The following is a 17,935-nucleotide window of genomic DNA, read 5'->3' on the forward strand; positions in this document are numbered from 1 at the left end:
TCCGACAGAACGGGAACACACTGGGATGGCCGGGGACTTCCCTGTACGAACGTGCACGTGCGATCCACCGAGAAAGGCGTGATGGTGAACGAGGACCGACCGGCCGAGGAAAGCCGACCGAATTCCAACCGACGGCGGACGGGGCTGAAATTGGCGGCGGTCGCAGTCGTGGTCATCGCCATCGTGATCGTCGCCGGCACCGTCGACCTTCCCGATCCGTCGTTCATCCGTGATCGGGTCGCGTCGGCCGGGCCCTGGGGCATCGCGCTGTTCATCGTGCTCTACGCCGTCCTGTCCGCCACCCCGTTCCCGGCCAGCACGCTCACCATCGCGTCGGGACTGCTGTTCGGCCTCGCTGTGGGCGCGACGGTGGTGGTGGTCGCCGCCACGATGGGTGCCTATCTCGGCTACTGGGGTGCGCGGGCTCTGGGACGTGGGCAGGTGGCCCGCACCGAATGGGGCAAACTGCGCAGGCTCGACGCCTTGCTCGGCCGGCGCGGATTGATCTCGGTGTTGCTGGTGCGATTGGTGCCGTTGCCGTTCTCGTTGGTCAATTACGCGGCCGGCGTCAGTGCCGTGGGGCAACGCGACTACGTGATCGGGACGATGGTCGGAATCGTTCCCGCGACCGTCGCCTACACCGCGCTCGGAGCCTACGGGACCTCACCGCTGTCGTGGCCGTTCGCCATCGCGTTGCTCGCCGTATTGGCGATCGCAGTCGGGTCGGGGCTGTTGGCCCGCAAACTCGGCCTCACCACCGAGCCGGCAGCGGAGCCGGCCGTGAAACCGACAGTGGATCCGACTGCGGCACCGGGCGAGGCCCGATGATCGACGCCTACCTGCGTCGCCGCCTCGACGGCCCGCTCGATCTCTGTGCCCGCGCGCTCGACCGCCCTGCGATCACCCCGGACCGCATCACCGGTGCGGGACTCGTACTGGGTCTCGGCAGCGCTCTGGCAGCCGGCCTGCAGTTCTGGCTGCTCGCGTTGGCATTGTGGATCGTCTCCCGCATCGCCGACGGCCTCGACGGACCCTTGGCGCGCAGGCGAGCGACAATCGCCGGAGCAGGCGGATTCTTCGACATCACAGCCGATTTCGTGGTCTACGGAACCACGGTGGTGGGTGTCGCGGTGGGGGCCTCGGCCGGATACGACGCCCCGTGGTGGCCGTTCCTGCTGGTGCTGTTGGCGTACTACATCAACGGCACCGCATTCTTGGCGTTCTCCTCGATTGCCGAACGCAACGGCCGAACCATCGACGACGGCCGCTCGCTGTCGTTCCTCGGCGGTTTGGCCGAGGGGGCGGAAACGATTGCAGTGCACAGCTTATGGCTGCTGCTACCGGGAATTTCGTGGCAGATCGCGGTGGTGTGGGCGGCTGTGGTCGCGGTGAGCTCCGGTCAGCGAATCATTGCCGGGTATCGCGCCCTCTCATGATCCGCTCAATAGTCGAGCCAGGTGTGCGATCGAGGTTGCTTCGACGTCGGGTTCGGAGAAGTAGCTCGGATACCGCGCCGCGTTACGGTTGATCCACGCTGTGCTCATTCCCGCTCGCCGCGCTCCATCGATGTCCCACGGGTGTACCGCGACGAGCATGGCGTCTTCGGCTGCGACGGCGCGCTGCGTCAACGCGTACCGGTATGCATCGGCATGCGGTTTCCAGCGGCCCGCTGCCTCGACTGACAACATCGCATCGAAGCTGTCTGCAATGCCGGCTTTGCCGAGTAGCGCGCGGGCCACATCGGTGGACCCGTTGGACAGGGTGACCAACTCCGTTCCGCTGCGGGCAAGCTCGGTGATGCCCTCGACCACATCGGGATGGACGTCGAGGTCGGTGAATCCGGACATGATGTGGTCGACGGCGTAGTCGACCGGGCGGTCGAGGTCCGTGCCGGACAGAATGTTCGCCAACAGTGCGGAGCCGATGGTGGCGAACGGCTCAGCGGTACCGGCGGAGGTGAGTGCGAATCCGTCTCGAAGCAGCCCGGCGAACCACACGTCGAACAGGTGCCCCGGCGCTCCGACGTCGGCGAATCGCTCGAACATCGCGGACGTGTCGGACAAGGTCTCGTTCACGTCGAACACGATGAGCCGCGGTCTGCGTGTCGAAGTGAGACCGCCGGTGGGCGAGGAACGCGGTTCGTGCGCAGCAGTGTTCAAGGTCTCGCCTCTTCTGTCGGGTGATACGGCCGTCGGATATGCAGTACCCGGATCGACGGAATCGACCCGTCGTGCGCGCTGCAGTACGCGGGGAAACTGCGCACCGCCCGATCGTGGCTATCGTCGAGTGGACGGGCGCATCCCGAGCCCCGTCGAGCGCGACCCTGGGAGGGTGTCATCGCCACTACGAAGTTCGACGTGTTCTCTGCACTACGACGTGTTGCCGCGGCCACTCGGCCAGTGGACCCGCGCACCCGTGCGGCGCTGGCGGAGCGGTGGGCGGCGCTTCCGGACGCGGTGCGCACGCCCGGACAGACGTTGGGGCGGCATGCGGTCGGCTGCGAGGGCACTCACGGGGTGTTTCCGAAATGCAATCTGACGTGCAGTCCGTGCTATCACAGCGCGGACGCCAACAAGGTGCGTGTCGACGGTAACCACACTCTCCGTGAAGTGGCCGCGCAGATGAAATACTTGGCGGCGCGGCGCGGACCGCGAGCGCACGCTCAGCTGATCGGCGGCGAGGTGAGCCTGTTGTCGCCCGAGGATCACGCTGCGGCCCTGCTGATCATGCGTGAGCACGGCCGCGAACCGATGTCGTTCACACACGGCGATTTCGACTACGACTACCTCCGTGCCGTCGTCCTCGACGACCGTGGCAATCCCCGTTTCGGGCGGGTGTCCTACGCCGCGCACTTCGACAAGCTGATGCGCGGCAGACGCGGTGTGCCTCGTCCGCGCAGTGAAGCCGAACTGCACCCCTACCGTCGTCGGTTCGCCGAGATGTTCGTTCGGTTGCGCCGTGAGCACGGCGTCAAGTCGTATCTGGCACACAACATGACCGTCACACCGGACAACCTCGCCGAGGTTGGCGAAGTCACCGCCGAAGTGGTTGGTATGGGCGGATATTCGATGCTGTCCTTCCAGCCCGCGGCGTTCATCGGGGACGACCGCCGATGGCGCGGCGAGTACCGAGACGTCGACATCGACACGGTCTGGGAGCAGATCGAAACCGGCCTGGGGCAGACGATCTCGCACGATGCCGTCCAATTCGGCGACCCACGTTGCAACAGAACGGCACTGGGCTTCATGGTCGACGACCGGTGGCTGCCGTTCGTCGACGTCGGTATCGAGGCGGAGCGGGCGGCGCGAGACCACTTCTTCACCCACCTCGGCGGCGTCAACTTCGGGGGAACACCTCCGATGTTGCTCGTCTGCAAGCTCATTCGGGTGCTGGTGGGCTATCCACGCGGGGTGGCCGTTGCCGTCGGGTGGGCGCGCAGTGTTGCCCGACGAATCGGAGGCGTTCGAGCTCTCACCGGACCATTACGACTCGGCCGACTACGTCCGATGACCTTCGTGGTCCACCAGTTCATGGACGCCGAAAATGTCGCTCCCGCTTGGGAATTGACCAAGGCGGGGATGCTGTCCGACGATCCGATACTCCTCGAGACGCAGGAACGACTGGCAGCCTGCACCTACTCCATGGCGCACCCGGAGACCGGTGAGCTGGTACCGGCATGCGTCCAGCACTCGGTGCTCGACCCGCAGGAGAACGTGGAGCTACGGCGTTTGCTTCCCCTGACCGCGACCTCGTCAACCGGCGGTTGCTGCAGCTGAGTGCATCAACGCCGCCGAAGCCACAGTCGCCGGACCGCAGCGACGGCTCCAAGTCCACGCGACGCGACAGGTGCGTCCAATTGCGATCGGACGTCGGCGATTGCGGCGTTCCAGGGTCCGTCGTTGTAGGTCGGGTACGGATGGGTGGCTCCGGCGAGGTCACGCGTGCGCATCCCATGCTTGACGGCCAGGACGAGCTCTCCGATTGTTTCGCCGGCGCGGGGGCCGACGACGGTGGCACCGACGATCCGGCGTCGCCCGTCGAGTACCAGCGAGACCAGCCCTTCGGTGCGGCCCTCGGTGACTGCGCGATCGAGGTGTTCGTGGGTCAGCGTCTGCACGCGCAACCCCGAGATTCGCCGCGCGGCACGGACGTCGATTCCCACGGACGCGATCTCCGGATCGGTGAACGTCACCCGAGGAGCGCCTGCCGCGTCGACCCGTCGTCTCAGTCCCAGAACCGCATTGGTGGCTGCGAGTGACCCGTGCATCCCTGCGATGTGGGTGAACTGGGGGTGGCCGGTGAGATCACCCGCTGCCCGGATGCGGGGATTGCTGGTGGCGAGGTGGTCGTCGACCACGACGTATCCATGCTGGTCCACCTCGACGCCTGCGGCATCGAGCCCGAGACCGACGGTGCGCGGGGTGCGGCCGACCGCCACGAGCACGCGGTCGAAGGCAATCCTGTCGCCGGCGTCGGTGACGGCGCTGGAGTGGTCGATCTCGACGACCGACGTGGACGTGCGGACGGTCACTCCGTCCGCTTCGAGGGCAGCGGCCACGATCGCCGACGCCGACTCGTCCTCCCGCGGAAGAATGGTCGGCGCGCGGCCGACCAAGGTGACCGTCGAGCCCAGCCGGGCGAATGCCTGCGCCATCTCGCAGCCGACGGCTCCTGCACCGATTATCAGCAGCCGCCCGGGCAGCTCCGTCACGTCCCACAGGGTGTCGCTGGTGAGGTAGTCGATCGTCGCCAGACCGGGGATCGGCGGGACAGTCGGCCCCGCCCCGGTGGTGATGATGGCCTGGACGAAACGCACGGCTCGGCCGTCGACGGTCACGGTGTCGGGCGCGGTGAACACGGCGTCGCCGCTCGTCACGGTGACTCCGGCATCGGTCAGCGCCTGGGGCGAATCGATCGGGGCGATGTGGTCGATCGACCCGTGTACATGCGCCATCACCCGCCCGAAGTCCACGCGTGCGGGGCCGGTGTCCACTCCGAACCTGGACGCCGAGCGCACGGTGGCCGCCGCCGACGCGGCCGCGATGAGCGCTTTGGACGGCACGCAACCTGTCCATAGGCAGTCTCCGCCGGTGCGGGCGCGTTCGACCAGCACGACGGCGGCACCGAGATTAGCGGCGGTCTTCGCCGCGACAATGCCGGCCGTGCCGCCTCCGATCACGAGCAGGTCGACCGTTTCCGGGTCTGCTTCGCCGTGCGGTGTTTTGCTCATGCGAGAACAGCATTGCTGGCAGCCAGGCTGCCGCTGCCTGCGGTACCGCCGCCCACCACGACCACGTCGGGACGGTCGTCGGGCACACTCGAAGGCGAACGACGGATTTTCATACCTCCCACTATGCCCGCGCCTTGGAGAGAACCGAGATGAGACGACCGACCAAGTACACCTTCTCGGCGCGCCTGTACGACGTGATCTCCTTCGAGTGGCCGGTGTACCGCGCCGGGCGGGAGGCGGCGTTCGAGATGCTGAATCTGCCTGCCGGAAGCCATGTTCTGGATCTCGGCTGCGGAACGGGGCTGAACTTCGCGGGGTTGCAGCAAATGATCGGCCCGACCGGCTCGATCACCGGACTCGACGCCAGCCCGCAGATGCTCGACGAGGCCCGACAGCGAGTTGACCGGGCCGGTTGGAGCAACGTCACGCTCGTCGCCGCCGATGCTACCGCCCTGACACCCGCCGATCTGGGGGAGCAGGCCCCCTTCGATGCGGCCGTGAGCAGCTACGCGCTGTCCCTGATGACGCCGTGGCAGGCGGCCCTCGAATCGATGATCGCGGCTACGCGGGTGGGCGGCGTCGTGGCCGTCGTCGACATGCAGCGGCCCGTCGGACGAGCCGCTGCGTGGACGCCGCTCGCGAAGCTTGCGTGTCGCCTGGGAGGGGCGGACATCGAGGCTCATCCGTGGACGGCGATGACGCCACTGCTGCGGGATCTTTCGGCCCGCACTGTCCGTGGAGGCCATATCCAGATTCGCGTCGGGACGGTCAACTCTGGCTCGGCAGAGCCGAGTTCATGAACGACGGCGCCGAACGGCTGGTCGGCGCGCGAGGTCTGCCTCGTCGAACGTCGATCGAGTCAAGTTGTGCGGCCGTACCACCAGCGTCCGCGCATCGGGTGCATCGTCACCCGGATATCCGATCGAGCCATTCGCCCAACAACTGCCGCTCCGAATTGCTCAGTACGTCGATGTCGGAAATAGAGGCTCGCAGGGCAATCGCTGCACCGTGCGCAGAGCTCTCGGGATACCGAGGTGTGTCGATGACAATGTGGCGCACGACGGCATCGAACAGCTCGTCGGCGAGTCCGATGTCGCGGCGATCATGCGGTGTACCGAGGATGGTCAGAACAGCACCCGTACCCGCAGCATGAATCAGCTCCACCGCGCGCTGCTCGGTGACCCGAAGTCGGCCGGTGCGGGCTATCCGTCGAATCCGTGCCGCGAGAACGGCTTCTCCTTCCCGGACCGCCGCCGAATCGGGCACTCGAGCAGGGTCGCTGAGCAGCGCGAACAAGGTTGGGTTGGCGACTCCGAACTCGATCTGTGCGCGCCATCCGGCTCTCAGATCCTCCACGGGGTCACCATTCGCGGCGAGCTCGTTGCCGGCGAGCTCGGACTTGGTGGACACATAGGTGGCCATCACATGTTCGGCCACGGCGTCGAGTAGACCGTCCTTGTCCCCGAACAATCGGTAGATGGCCGGTGCCTGAACCCCGGCCGACTCGGCGACGCCGCGAGTGGTCACCGCCCCCGGGCCGTGTTCCTGCAGAAGCCGAGCTGCGGCGTCGACGATTCGTCGACGTGTGCTCTCTCTGGTGCTCGTCGGCGATTCCGTCACGTATCGACGATAACGCACCGTTGCTATCGTTATGTTTCCAGTGATAGCTTCAACGCAATTCCATTGATAACAGGAGGTTGTCATGATTGTCATCACCGGAGCTACCGGGGCATTGAACGGTGCCGCCGTCGACCATCTACTCGAACTCGTTCCCCCCTCGGAGATCGCCGTCGCGGTTCGCGATGTGGCTCGGGCGCAGCGCTTCGCGGATCGAGGCGTGCAGGTGCGTCGAGGCGATTACGCGGACCCGGACTCGCTGACGACGGCGTTCGCCGGGGCAGCTCAGGTGTTGCTCGTCTCGTCCAGCGACCCTGGCGCCGACGCGATCGCGTTACATCGCAACGCGATCGACGCGGCGGTTGCCTCCGGTGCCGGACGCATTCTCTATACGAGTCATCAGGGCGCGGGGCTCGACAGTCCGTTCAGGCCTGCGCGCGATCATGCTGCGACCGAGCAGATGCTGGCCGACAGCGGAGTGGCCTGGACGTCGTTACGCAACGGCTTCTACGCACACAGCCTCGATATCGTCATGGGCGATTGGCGTCGGACCGGTGTTGTGTCCATACCCGTCGACGGCCCTGTTTCGTGGACCCACAGAGCAGATTCGGCGGAAGCTGCCGCCGCAATACTCGCCTCGGATGGCACCTATGACGGCCCCACGGTGTTGACGGCCCGCGAAGCCCCGACAATGACCGAGGTAACGGCCATCGCGTCGGAAGTCGTGGGTCGAGACATCGAGGTATCGATCGTGGGCGAGGAGCAGTGGGTCGCCGATCGCGCGGCTGCAGGTGCGAACGAATTCATGGCTCGCTTCGCCCTCGGCATCTTCCTCGCCGCCCACGACGGCCGATTCGCCGGTACCGACCCACTGTTGGGTGAGCTGCTCGGCCGCGAACCACACACCGCGCGTGACTTTCTCGTGTCGCGAGAACGCGCGAACTGATAGGGCCGTGAACGCCACCGTTGGCTTCAGTTTATCGCCGGAGTGGGGGCTTGCGGCAAGGCCCCGTCGGTGGTGCACACTCTTCCGGCTACCGACACGGAGGAGTTCCCATAGCAGACATGGCGGATACACCTGAGCGCTTTCGAGTACACGAGTCCGGTGCGTCCCAGGAGCACAGCCTGCGGAGCGACCAGAGTTACTTTCATGGCACGAAGGCCGATCTGAGGGTGGGTGATTTCTTGTCTCCCGGCTATCGCTCGAATTACCGTCCCGAGCACATCTCGAACTACGTCTACATGACCAAGGTGCTGGACGGTGCCGTGCTCGCGGCCGAGATGGCCGTCGGCGAGGGTCGGCCGCGGGTCTACATCGTCCAGCCGACCGGCAGTGTCGAGGACGATCCGAACGTGACCGACAAGAAGTTCCCCGGCAATCCGACCCATTCCTACCGCAGCGCGGAACCGGTACGCATCGTCGACGAGATGACCGAGTGGGTCGGGCATTCGCCCGAATACCTGAGCCGATTCAGAGAAGGTCTGGAGAAGTTGAGACAGACGGGAAATGCGGTTCTCTACGACTAGCCGGTGACTTTTCGCGCGGACCCAGGTCCACACCAGCATGACGACACAGACAGTTTCCGTTCCCGGTGCGACCCTGACGTACGACGTGATCGGCGAACTCGAGCCCGGGGTCACCCCGTTGGTACTCATCGGCTCGCCGATGGATGCGAGCGGGTTCGGGACGTTGGCATCGCACTTCCGCGACCGAGTGGTCGTCACGTACGACCCGAGAAATGTCGGACGCAGTCGACGAGACCACACGACCGCCGCGGTGACCTTCGGAGAACATGCCGACGACCTGCACGCAGTGCTCACCGCCGTCGGCCATGGGCCTGTGGACGTGTTCGCCTCGAGCGGGGGTGCGGTCAATGCGCTGGTACTCGTCAGCAGGTACCCGTCCGATGTGCGGATGTTGGTGGCCCACGAACCACCTGCCGGAGGGACCCTGCCGGACCGCGAGAACATCGCGGCCGTGTGCGCAAACATGGTGGCCGCATATGACACTCACGGCCGCGGTCCGGCCATGGCCCAGTTCATGGCGCTGCTCATGCACTCGGGGCCGATCGACGACGCCTATTTCGAGCGCCCGGCACCGGACCCGGCGCAGTTCGGTCTCCCGACCGAGGACGACGGCACGCGTGACGACGCCCTGATGTCCAATATGCGCGGCGGCGGAGTCGATTTCGCACCCGACGTGGATGCGGTGCGTGCTGCTCCCACCACGGTGGTGATCGGAGTAGGCGAGGAATCCGGTGGTCCCGAGGACGGGCACATCGCCGCTCGCGCGGCATATTCGACTGCGACGCTTCTCGGATCGGAGCCGGTCGTCTTCCCCGGCGGCCACTCGGGCTTCCTCGGCGGCGAGTTCGGGCAGATGGGTAAGCCAACCGAATTCGCCGAGACGCTACGGAAAATATTGGGCTGATACAGCTTTCGTTCTATACCACCAGGAGCAATCATGGGCCTCATCACGCTGGAGCTGTTCACCACCCTCGACCTCGTCGCGCGATCACCCGGAAGCCCGGAGGAGGATCCCGAGAACTTTCCCTACGGTGGCTGGCAGGCTCCGCTGCTCGACGAGGTCTCAGGGGCTCAAGTCGCCGCCGCATACGAGGGCACGGATGCGCTTTTGCTCGGGCGGCGCACCTACGACATCTTCGCCGCGTACTGGCCGCGTCAACACGATTCGTTCGCCACGTTGTTCAACACGATCCCGAAGTACGTGGCTTCGCGCGGCACGCCCGAACTGCAGTGGGACGGCTCTACCCAACTCGGACCGGACCTGGCCACAGCAGTGCGTGGGATCCGAGATCGACACGAGAACATCAAAGTGGTCGGAAGTCTCGATCTGGTGCAGACTCTGTTGCGCCAGAAGCTCTTCGATCGGCTCGATCTTTGGGTGCATCCCATCCTTCTCGGAGTGGGAAAGAAAGTATTCGCCGACGGCACCGTGCCCAGCAATCTGACGTTGCTCGAGCCACCGACCGTCGGCGGCAAAGGCACCGTGTACCTGCGTTACGGCCTCGACGCGGGGACCCCGGAAGTCGGGAATATGGACGACGTATCGAGCGACTGATGCGGCCGAACGCTCACTTCTTCTGACGTCGGCTCCCGCCGTGCCAGTCCTGCTGCACGCCCGCCTCGTCTTCCGTCACCCCGAGCGCCTTCAGCTGAGGAAGCTCACGCATGCTGCGCTTCATCTCGGCGAAACCCGGGAAGCGAGCGAGTCCGATCACGTTGTCCCACAACGGTACTGCCTCGTCGTCGCTGGGGAGCCTGCTGATCACCGGACCGAAGAACGCAACACCGTCCGGCGGCTCGAAGGCGATGATCGGTGTTCCGACGTCCTTGCCGGTCAGTGACAACGCGTGATCGGTTTCGGCGCGGATCTCCTGGTCGAGCGTCGAATCATCCAGTGCCGCAGTGTGATGCGTGGGCAGACCTAATCCTTCGAGGATCGGACCCAGGAATTCTGCGGTACCGCGATAGCCGTGGCTCGACGCGTCGTCGGGCACCACCTCGGTGTCGAAGATGTGCGTTCCGAGGGCCTCGTACAGTGGCCCGATCGCGTCCGACCCGTGTTCACGACGAATGTCGGCAGCGGCCCGCAGCAGTCGCAGACCCGCGGTGTGGCCTGCCTCGTACTCCGGCGGGAAGTGCGCGTCGTAATCGATGTGCGAATTGAGCAGTCGAAGCGAAATGAACCGCCAGTCGACGCTGTAGTCGCGCTGGGCCTGGACCTTGCGGACCCATTTGCTGGTCATCCACGCGAACGGGCACACCGGATCGAAGTAGAAGTCGATATCGGCCATGGGGGACGCTCCTTCTCGGACGACGGTTTCTTGGTGTCGACCGTATCCCCGGGGCGCGCTCGTGCCGAGGAGACGGCCGGGTTCATTGCGTCCGCCGTCGCAGAGTTGCGGCCCCCAGAACGACGAATCCGATGGTGAACGCGAGCACCACAACCACATCCGACACCACCTCGGAGCCGGGTGACGCCGAGATGGAGACGGTTCGCATCGCATCGATCGCGTACGAAAGCGGCAAAGCGTCGCTGATCACCGATAGCACCGGCGGTAGATCGTCTCGCCGTACGAGTAGCCCGCACAGAAGAAACTGGGGAAGCACGATGGCGGGCAGGAACTGGACGGCCTGGAATTCGGTGGCGGCGAAAGCAGAGACGAACAGACCGAGCGCCGTTCCGAGCAGCGCGACCGACACCGCCACGACCACGAGCATCCAGGCCGGCCCGGCGATATCGAGGCGCAGTGCGGTGAGGGCGAACGTCCCGGCGAGCAATGCCTGCAGGCCCGCAACGGTTCCGAACGCGACTGCGTACCCGCCGATGAGATCGGCTTTCGCCAGCGGCATGGTGAGCAGACGCTCCAGGGTTCCGGACTGTCGCTCGCGCAGAGTGGCGATACTGGTGACGAGAAACATCACCAGGAACGGGAAGACCCCGAGCAGCGGAGCCCCGATGGGGTCGAACACGTCTGTGCCGTAATAGATCCAGGCAAGAAGCCCCATGAGCAGAAGCGGCACCACGAGTAGCAGCGCAACGGTCCGGTGGTCACGCCGCAGCTGACGAAGAACGCGTGCGGCCGTCGCGAACGTCATCCGAATGCTCATGCCGCTTCCTCGTTTTCGATCAGGCTCAGGAATGCCGACTCGACGTCGTCAGCCCCGGTGGCGGCGAGCAGTCGAGCGACGGTCTCGTCTGCGAGCAGAGCTCCTTCGCGGAGCAGTAGCAGCCGATCGCACCGCGACGCTTCGTCCATGACGTGGCTCGACACGATGAGCGTGGTCCCGTCAGCTGCCAACTCTGCGAACAACGCCCACAGATCACGTCGCAGGACGGGGTCGAGGCCGACGGTCGGTTCGTCGAGTACCAGCAGGTCGGGCCGCCCCAGAAGCGCGGCACCGAGGCTGACCCGTCCGCGCTGACCGCCGGACAGAGTGGCCACGACGGCGTCGGCGTGACTCTCGAGATCGACGAGACCGAGCACCCGGTCGACGTCCGCGCCGGAGGACTGCAGGATTGCCGCGAAGTACGACAGGTTCTCGCGGACGGAGAGGTCTGCATAGACGCTGGGGGATTGCGTGACGTAGCCGACGCGAGCACGCAGGCTCCGATCGCCGGCGTTCGTGCCGAGAACGCGCACGGTGCCCGAGGACGTCTTCTGGACACCGACGATGCTGCGCAGCAGCGTCGATTTCCCTCCTCCGCTCGGGCCGAGGAGGCCCACCACTTGCCCGTAGGGGATCTCGAAGGACACGTCGCCCAGGACCGTTTTTTCACCTCGAACAACGTGAAGATGCTGCACCGCGACGGCGGACTCACTTTTATTCATCATGTGATGAATTATGCGCCGCCGTGACGGTACGAGCAAGAGGTCGAGCTGTCAGGGGGCCGTGAGGTACCGCTGGACCGTGGGGGCGAGCAGCGGAACGAGCTCGTCCAACGACGCGGACGCGACCGGCTCGATCTTCAAGACGTGTCGAACGAAGACGAGCCCGGTCATCTGAGACGCGACGAGAGCGGCACGCATCTGCGGGTCCGGAGTGTCGACAGCCGACGCGATGCGGCCGAGAATCGCGCCGGTCACGAACTGTTGCAACATCTGCGCGGCATCGTCGTGGGAGACCGCCGAGCGCACCAATGCAAGGATCACCGGCCGACCCTCGGGGGAATCCCACACTCCGAGGAAGAATCGAACGAGCCTCTCGCCGATCCGATCGCGCGGACCGTCGAGCACCTTCTCGATCAGGTCGTTCGGATGGATCGGTAGTTCCATCGCTGCAACGAACAAGTCCTCTTTGCTGTCGAAATAGTGATGAACAAGTCTCGCGTCGACTCCTGCCGCACGGGCGATACTGCGCATCGTCGCGGTTTCGTAACCACGCGAAGCGAATTCGCTTCTCGCGGCCGCCACCACCGTCGCCCGGGTGTCCTCACCGGAAGGGCGGCGCCCGCGTCGAGGGCGTGGAGCCGACTCCGAGTCGTCGGCGGAAGTTGTCATCGGCCTTGTCTACCCGACGGTGCCCGCCCGGAAATCACGACTCGCCCAACAGCGCTGAACGCTGCTCGGTGACGACCGCGCGGATGGCGTCGACCACAGCCGAGACCTCCGGTCGTCGCAGTGTCTCTGCTCGGGTGACGAGCCAGTACGTCAGTTTCACCGCGATGGCGTCGGGCAGGATTCGTTGTAGGTCGGGATGGCGGTCGGCCATGAAGCACGGCAGCAGTCCGATACCGGCGGACGCGCGGGTGGCCTCGACGTGGACGAAGACGTTGGTGGACGTCACCGATTCGCGCATGGTCGGGGTGAAGTTGGGGGCCAGGTCGAGATCGTCGACGTGCAGCATCGAGTCGATGAAGTAGATGAACGGGTGAGCGGCCAGGTCGGCCGGAATCTGCGGCGTGCCATGCTCGCCGAGGTAGGTCTGCGATGCGTACAGGCCGAGGCGATAGTCCCCGAGCCGGATCGCCTCGGCGCGGTGCACCTGCGGTTGGCCGACGACGATCTCGATATCGAGTCCCGATCGTTGCTGCGACGCACGCCGGGTGACGGCGACGATCTCCACCGACACCAGAGGGTGCGTTCGCTGCACTCGCGCCGCTGCCGGGGCGGCGATATAGGCGCTGAAGCCGTCGGTGGCCGAAATACGCACCACACCCTCGAGTGACCCGGCGTCGGTCGAGACCAAGGTGCGCAGAGCATGCTCGACGGTCTCGGCTGCCGTCAGCGCCCCGCGGCCCAGTTGCGTCAGCTCCCAACCGCCTGCTGCCCGGGTCAGGACGCGGCCGCCGAGGGTGTCCTCGAGCGCGGCGATACGTCGCGAAATGGTCGTGTGATTGATCCCGAGATCATCGGCGGCCGAGCTGTACCGACCGGTTCGGCTCACAGCGAGAAGCACCAGCAGGTCGTCTGCACTGGGGATCTTCGCGCCACCGAGTGTCATGTCTGCATTTTCGCAGATCCGACCTGCGTTCATGGTCCTTGCATCGACAAACATCTGCACCAATACTCAACTGAACCCACCACTGTGTGGTCTGTCACAACAACACGACTGCAGTGCCGAGCAACACAGGAGAGTCAATGAGCGTCGATCAGCCGCTGGCAGGACGGTCCGATCCGGACCCCGATGCCACCCCCGCAGGCCTCAAGAAGGTAGTCGGGGCATCGATGGCCGGCACCATCGTCGAGTGGTACGAGTTCTTCCTCTACGGAACCGCCGCGACGCTGGTGTTCAGCAAGATCTTCTTCGCCGCCGGAACCAGCGAACTCGACGCCATCCTCGCGGCCTTCGTCACCTATGCCGTCGGCTTCGTCGCACGGCCGTTGGGCGGCATCGTCTTCGGTCACTACGGAGACAAGTACGGGCGTAAGAAGCTGCTGCAGTTCAGCCTCGTGCTCGTCGGCGGAGCCACCTTCCTCATGGGCTGCCTGCCCACCTTCGAAGCCATCGGCTACTGGGCCCCCGGCCTGCTCGTCGCGCTGCGGTTCATTCAGGGCTTCGCCGTGGGCGGCGAATGGGGCGGCGCGGTTCTCCTTGTCGCAGAACACAGCCCGAACAAATCCCGCGGATTCTGGGCCAGCTGGCCCCAGGCTGGCGTTCCCGCCGGCAATCTCCTCGCCACCGTCGCGCTGCTGGTCCTGACGACCACCCTGTCCGACGAAGCCTTCCTCAGCTGGGGCTGGCGAGTGGCGTTCTGGCTTTCTGCCGTCATCGTGTTCGTCGGCTACTACATCCGCACCAAGGTCTCCGATGCCCCGATCTTCCTCGAGGCACACAAGCAGGCCGAGGTCATCAAGGCCGCGTCGTACGGCGTCTTCGAGGTCGTGAAGCGTTACCCGCGTGGCGTGTTCACCGCGATGGGTCTGCGCTTCGGCGAGAACGTCATGTACTACCTCGTCGTCACCTTCTCGATCACCTACCTCTCGGTGGAAGTGGGAACGGACACCTCGACAATCCTGTGGTGGATGCTCATCGCTCACACGATCCACTTCTGCACAATTCCGTTGGTGGGCAAGCTCGCCGACCGCGTCGGGCGTCGCCCGGTCTACTTCGCCGGTGCGCTCACCGCGGCGACGTGGGGCTTCTTCGCCTTCCCGATGATGAACAGCGGCCACAACGTCGTCATCATGCTGGCCATCATCATCGGCCTGATGTTCCACGCCTTCATGTACGCCACGCAGCCCGCCATCATGGCCGAGATGTTCCCGACGCGGATGCGGTATTCCGGTGTGTCCCTGGGCTACCAGGTGACCTCGATCGTCGCCGGTTCGTTGGCCCCGATCATCGCGGTCAAGCTGCTCGACATCTACGGCTCGTCCGTCCCGATCGCGGTGTACCTGGCCGTGGCCTGCACAATCACCGTGGTAGCCGTCGTCGTGGCCCGGGAGACAAAGGGGTTGGCGCTCGAAAGCATCGACATCGCCGACGCCAAGAACCTGGCCACCGAAGCGGAGCTCGCCAAGGCCGGTCTGCTCGATCAGAGTGCACAGCGGTGACCGACCTGACCGGACGCTCTGCCCTCGTCACCGGGGGAGCGTCCGGCATCGGGGCCGCCTGTGCCCGTGAGCTCGCCGGCCGGGGGGCGCGCGTCACCGTCGCCGATGTGAACGACGTCGCCGCAAAGGAATTGGCGGCGGAGATCGGCGGTGAGGTGTGGTCGGTGGACTTGCTCGACACCACCGCGCTGGACGACCTTCGGCTCGACATCGACATCCTGATCAACAACGCGGGTATCCAGACGGTGGCACCGATCGTCGACTTCGACCCCGGCGCATTCCGCCGCATCCAGACGCTGATGGTCGAGGCACCGTTCCTGTTGATTCGTGCGGCGCTGCCTGGGATGTATGCCCGCGGTTTCGGCCGGGTCGTCAACCTGTCGTCGGTGCACGGGTTGCGGGCGTCGGAATTCAAGGTCGCCTACGTCACCGCGAAGCATGCGCTCGAAGGACTGTCGAAAGTGACGGCCCTCGAAGGTGCCGCCCACGGCGTGACGAGCAACTGCGTCAACCCGGGATACGTCCGCACACCCCTGGTCGAAAAGCAGATCGCCGACCAGGCCAAGGCACACGGCATTGCTGAGAACGAGGTACTCGAGAAAGTTCTGTTGACCGAGGCCGCCATCAAGAGACTCGTCGAGCCCTCGGAGGTGGCGTCGTTGGTGGGCTGGTTGACCTCCGAGCATGCGGGCATGGTCACCGGAGCGGCCTACACCATGGACGGTGGTTGGTCGGCTCGCTAGCTTCGCTTCACCCCGTTCCGCGTCAATGGTCCACTACACACGTCTGGCCGCGTCAATGTGACATCGACGCGGAATTGTGAGCTGGGTGGATGGTCCGTTGCATACGTCTGACCGCTGCAAGGGTCCATTGACGCGAACGGGGTGAGCGCGCGAACAGCAAGAAGCCCCCGTGCATGCACGGGGGCTTCTTTGGCGGAGGATAGGGGATTTGAACCCCTGAGGGCGTTAACCCAACCCGCGTTCCAGGCGAGCGCCATAGGCCACTAGGCGAATCCTCCGTGGGGGAGCTTACCCGGTTACCCCCACCATCTCCCAAATCGGGAGGCGCGAAGGGTGGTGATGCGTTGCCCGACTGGAGGCGGCTACACTTGCCAACGGATCCCGCGCGGCGCGCATCCTGTGAACTCCCCCAGGGCCGGAAGGCAGCAAGGGTCAATGGGCTCTGCCGGGTGCGCGGGGTCCCCTTTATTTTCAGCGACATCAACACTGTCCGGGGAACCCCGTCACCGAGAGGCCGCTCCGCATGCCAGCGCAAACCCAGTTGGGTCTGATGAACCATGAGGAGCTCGCCTCCGAGCACGAGCGGCAGAGCGCGAAGTACACGCAGCTCAAAGCCGAGGATCTCACCCTCGATCTCACTCGCGGCAAGCCGTCCCCCGAGCAGCTCGATCTCGCCGCCGAGCTGTTGACGCTCCCCGGAGCGGACTACAAGGACGGCAACGGCACCGATTGCCGCAACTACGGCGGCCTTGCGGGTCTACCGGAGCTGCGGGCGATCTTCGGTGAACTGCTCGGCATCCCGGTGAAGAATCTGCTGGCCGGCAACAACGCGAGCCTCGAGATCATGCAGGACCTGGTTGTCTGGGCACTGCTGCACGGTCTGCCGGATTCGCCGCGCGCGTGGTCAGCCGAGCCGAACGTTCGCTTCCTGTGCCCGGCCCCCGGCTACGACCGTCACTTCGCGATCACCGAGAGCTTCGGCATCGAGATGATCCCGGTTCCGATGGGTCCCGACGGTCCGGACGTGCACGAGATCGCCAACTTGGTGGCGTCGGATCCGCAGATCAAGGGCATGTGGGTGGTGCCGAACTACGCGAATCCCACCGGTGCCGTCTACTCCGAAGAAGTAGTGCGCGCGTTGGCCACCATGCCTACTGCTGCACCCGACTTCCGACTGTTCTGGGACAACGCCTACGCGGTGCACCCGCTGACCGAGGAGTTCGCGCCCTCGTACGACGTCATCGGCATGGCGGCCGACGCAGGTTTCCCCAATCGCGCGTTCGTGTTCGCGTCGACGTCGAAGGTCACGTTCGCCGGTGCGGGCGTCAGCTTCTTCGGCAGCTCCGAGGAAAACCTCGCTTGGTACCAGAAGCACCTCGGCAAGAAGAGCATCGGCCCGGACAAGCTGAATCAGCTTCGGCACATGCGTTTCTTCGGTGACGCAGAGGGGGTGCGGGCTCATATGGCTAAGCATCGCGAGATCCTGAAGCCCAAGTTCGCTCTGGTGCAGCAAATTCTCGAAGACCGACTCGGTGCGTCGAAGATCGCGTCCTGGACGGAACCCAAGGGCGGTTACTTCATCAGTCTCGACGTGCTCGAGGGCACGGCTGCGCGGTCGATCGCCCTGGCCAAGGATGCCGGAATCGCGCTGACGGCCGCCGGCTCGGCCTTCCCGTACGGAAAAGATCCGGAAGACAAGAACATTCGCCTCGCCCCGAGCTTCCCGTCGCTCGGTGAGCTGGAGAAGTCGATGGACGGCGTCGCGACCTGCGTGTTGCTGGCCGCGACCGAAAAGTTGCTCGAAGGCTGAACGCATGTGAGCG

Annotated in this window: 19 protein-coding genes, 1 tRNA gene and 1 other RNA gene; 12 read left to right on the forward strand and 9 right to left on the reverse strand. The window is 65.3% G+C overall.

Going from position 1 to position 17,935, the window contains the following annotated elements; genetic code table 11:
- Positions 1-57 precede the first annotated feature (57 nt).
- On the forward strand, positions 58-828 hold the full coding sequence (locus ACIGGF_RS13195) for a TVP38/TMEM64 family protein (protein WP_397521761.1): 771 nt from the start codon (positions 58-60) through the stop codon (positions 826-828).
- Positions 825-1,436, forward strand: a complete 612-nt coding sequence (locus tag ACIGGF_RS13200; RefSeq protein ID WP_397521762.1) for a CDP-alcohol phosphatidyltransferase family protein — start codon at positions 825-827, stop codon at positions 1,434-1,436. Before ACIGGF_RS13195 ends, ACIGGF_RS13200 begins: the two co-directional genes overlap by 4 nt.
- Here ACIGGF_RS13200 and ACIGGF_RS13205 read toward each other — a convergent pair.
- Positions 1,431-2,159, reverse strand: coding sequence for a haloacid dehalogenase type II (locus ACIGGF_RS13205; RefSeq protein WP_397521763.1), 729 nt, complete (start codon positions 2,157-2,159; stop codon positions 1,431-1,433). The genes ACIGGF_RS13200 and ACIGGF_RS13205 overlap by 6 nt on opposite strands.
- A 198-nt stretch (positions 2,160-2,357) precedes the next feature.
- On the opposite strand from ACIGGF_RS13205, the gene ACIGGF_RS13210 reads away from it, so the two are divergent.
- A complete protein-coding gene (locus ACIGGF_RS13210) occupies positions 2,358-3,776 on the forward strand; it encodes a radical SAM domain-containing protein (protein WP_397521764.1) in 1,419 nt (472 codons plus the stop codon).
- 5 nt (positions 3,777-3,781) lie between these two features.
- Here ACIGGF_RS13210 and ACIGGF_RS13215 read toward each other — a convergent pair whose 3' ends face one another.
- Positions 3,782-5,230, reverse strand: coding sequence for a dihydrolipoyl dehydrogenase family protein (locus ACIGGF_RS13215; RefSeq protein ID WP_397521765.1), 1,449 nt, complete (start codon positions 5,228-5,230; stop codon positions 3,782-3,784).
- A gap of 149 nt (positions 5,231-5,379) precedes the next feature.
- Here ACIGGF_RS13215 and ACIGGF_RS13220 point away from each other — a divergent pair, with 149 nt between their 5' ends.
- Positions 5,380-6,030: a class I SAM-dependent methyltransferase gene (locus ACIGGF_RS13220; RefSeq protein WP_397521766.1), complete on the forward strand. Its 651-nt coding sequence runs from the start codon at positions 5,380-5,382 to the stop codon at positions 6,028-6,030.
- Between the two features lie 106 nt (positions 6,031-6,136).
- Here ACIGGF_RS13220 and ACIGGF_RS13225 read toward each other — a convergent pair whose 3' ends face one another.
- Entirely contained in the window at positions 6,137-6,850 is a 714-nt protein-coding gene (locus ACIGGF_RS13225; RefSeq protein WP_397521767.1) for a TetR/AcrR family transcriptional regulator, read from the reverse strand.
- An 82-nt stretch (positions 6,851-6,932) separates the two neighbouring features.
- Between ACIGGF_RS13225 and ACIGGF_RS13230 the strand changes: the two genes are divergently transcribed.
- The 4 genes from ACIGGF_RS13230 to ACIGGF_RS13245 all read left to right on the forward strand — a co-directional run bounded on the left by ACIGGF_RS13230 (position 6,933) and on the right by ACIGGF_RS13245 (position 9,929).
- The gene (locus ACIGGF_RS13230; RefSeq protein ID WP_397521768.1) at positions 6,933-7,793 is read left to right on the forward strand and encodes an NAD(P)H-binding protein; all 861 of its coding nucleotides are present in this window, start codon (positions 6,933-6,935) and stop codon (positions 7,791-7,793) included.
- 119 nt (positions 7,794-7,912) lie between these two features.
- Positions 7,913-8,374, forward strand: a complete 462-nt coding sequence (arr, locus tag ACIGGF_RS13235) for an NAD(+)--rifampin ADP-ribosyltransferase (protein ID WP_397521769.1) — start codon at positions 7,913-7,915, stop codon at positions 8,372-8,374.
- A 37-nt stretch (positions 8,375-8,411) separates the two neighbouring features.
- Entirely contained in the window at positions 8,412-9,278 is an 867-nt protein-coding gene (locus ACIGGF_RS13240) for an alpha/beta fold hydrolase (RefSeq protein ID WP_397521770.1), read from the forward strand.
- A 33-nt stretch (positions 9,279-9,311) separates the two neighbouring features.
- Positions 9,312-9,929, forward strand: a complete 618-nt coding sequence (locus ACIGGF_RS13245) for a dihydrofolate reductase family protein (protein WP_397521771.1) — start codon at positions 9,312-9,314, stop codon at positions 9,927-9,929.
- A 13-nt stretch (positions 9,930-9,942) separates the two neighbouring features.
- Here the strand turns inward: ACIGGF_RS13245 and ACIGGF_RS13250 are convergent, their stop codons facing one another.
- From ACIGGF_RS13250 to ACIGGF_RS13270, 5 genes are all read right to left on the reverse strand, one after another.
- Positions 9,943-10,665 (reverse strand): hypothetical protein, encoded by a 723-nt coding sequence (locus tag ACIGGF_RS13250; protein WP_397521772.1) that lies wholly within the window; start codon positions 10,663-10,665, stop codon positions 9,943-9,945.
- An 82-nt stretch (positions 10,666-10,747) separates the two neighbouring features.
- Entirely contained in the window at positions 10,748-11,482 is a 735-nt protein-coding gene (locus ACIGGF_RS13255; protein ID WP_397521773.1) for an ABC transporter permease, read from the reverse strand.
- The gene (locus tag ACIGGF_RS13260) at positions 11,479-12,207 is read right to left on the reverse strand and encodes an ABC transporter ATP-binding protein (protein ID WP_397521774.1); all 729 of its coding nucleotides are present in this window, start codon (positions 12,205-12,207) and stop codon (positions 11,479-11,481) included. Before ACIGGF_RS13260 ends, ACIGGF_RS13255 begins: the two co-directional genes overlap by 4 nt.
- A gap of 48 nt (positions 12,208-12,255) precedes the next feature.
- Positions 12,256-12,873 carry a TetR family transcriptional regulator gene (locus ACIGGF_RS13265; RefSeq protein ID WP_397521775.1) on the reverse strand — a complete coding sequence of 206 codons (618 nt, stop codon included), beginning with the start codon at positions 12,871-12,873 and terminating at the stop codon, positions 12,256-12,258.
- A 34-nt stretch (positions 12,874-12,907) separates the two neighbouring features.
- The gene (locus ACIGGF_RS13270) at positions 12,908-13,816 is read right to left on the reverse strand and encodes a LysR family transcriptional regulator (protein ID WP_397521776.1); all 909 of its coding nucleotides are present in this window, start codon (positions 13,814-13,816) and stop codon (positions 12,908-12,910) included.
- 137 nt (positions 13,817-13,953) lie between these two features.
- On the opposite strand from ACIGGF_RS13270, the gene ACIGGF_RS13275 reads away from it, so the two are divergent.
- Together ACIGGF_RS13275 and ACIGGF_RS13280 are read left to right on the forward strand one after the other, a co-directional pair.
- Positions 13,954-15,369 (forward strand): MFS transporter, encoded by a 1,416-nt coding sequence (locus ACIGGF_RS13275; protein WP_397521777.1) that lies wholly within the window; start codon positions 13,954-13,956, stop codon positions 15,367-15,369.
- Complete coding sequence (locus ACIGGF_RS13280; protein ID WP_397521778.1) at positions 15,366-16,112, forward strand: 3-hydroxybutyrate dehydrogenase; 747 nt, start codon at positions 15,366-15,368, stop codon at positions 16,110-16,112. The genes ACIGGF_RS13275 and ACIGGF_RS13280 overlap by 4 nt, the downstream gene beginning before the upstream one ends.
- A gap of 190 nt (positions 16,113-16,302) precedes the next feature.
- Here ACIGGF_RS13280 and ACIGGF_RS13285 read toward each other — a convergent pair.
- Positions 16,303-16,390, reverse strand: a tRNA-Ser gene (locus tag ACIGGF_RS13285).
- 95 nt (positions 16,391-16,485) lie between these two features.
- Here ACIGGF_RS13285 and ffs point away from each other — a divergent pair.
- An RNA gene (gene ffs, locus ACIGGF_RS13290) (signal recognition particle sRNA small type) lies at positions 16,486-16,580 on the forward strand.
- Between the two features lie 55 nt (positions 16,581-16,635).
- Positions 16,636-17,922, forward strand: a complete 1,287-nt coding sequence (locus tag ACIGGF_RS13295; RefSeq protein ID WP_397521779.1) for an aminotransferase class I/II-fold pyridoxal phosphate-dependent enzyme — start codon at positions 16,636-16,638, stop codon at positions 17,920-17,922.
- Positions 17,923-17,935 lie beyond the last annotated feature (13 nt).

This window comes from Rhodococcus sp. NPDC078407 (genome assembly GCF_044542515.1).
Lineage (GTDB): Bacteria > Actinomycetota > Actinomycetes > Mycobacteriales > Mycobacteriaceae > Rhodococcoides.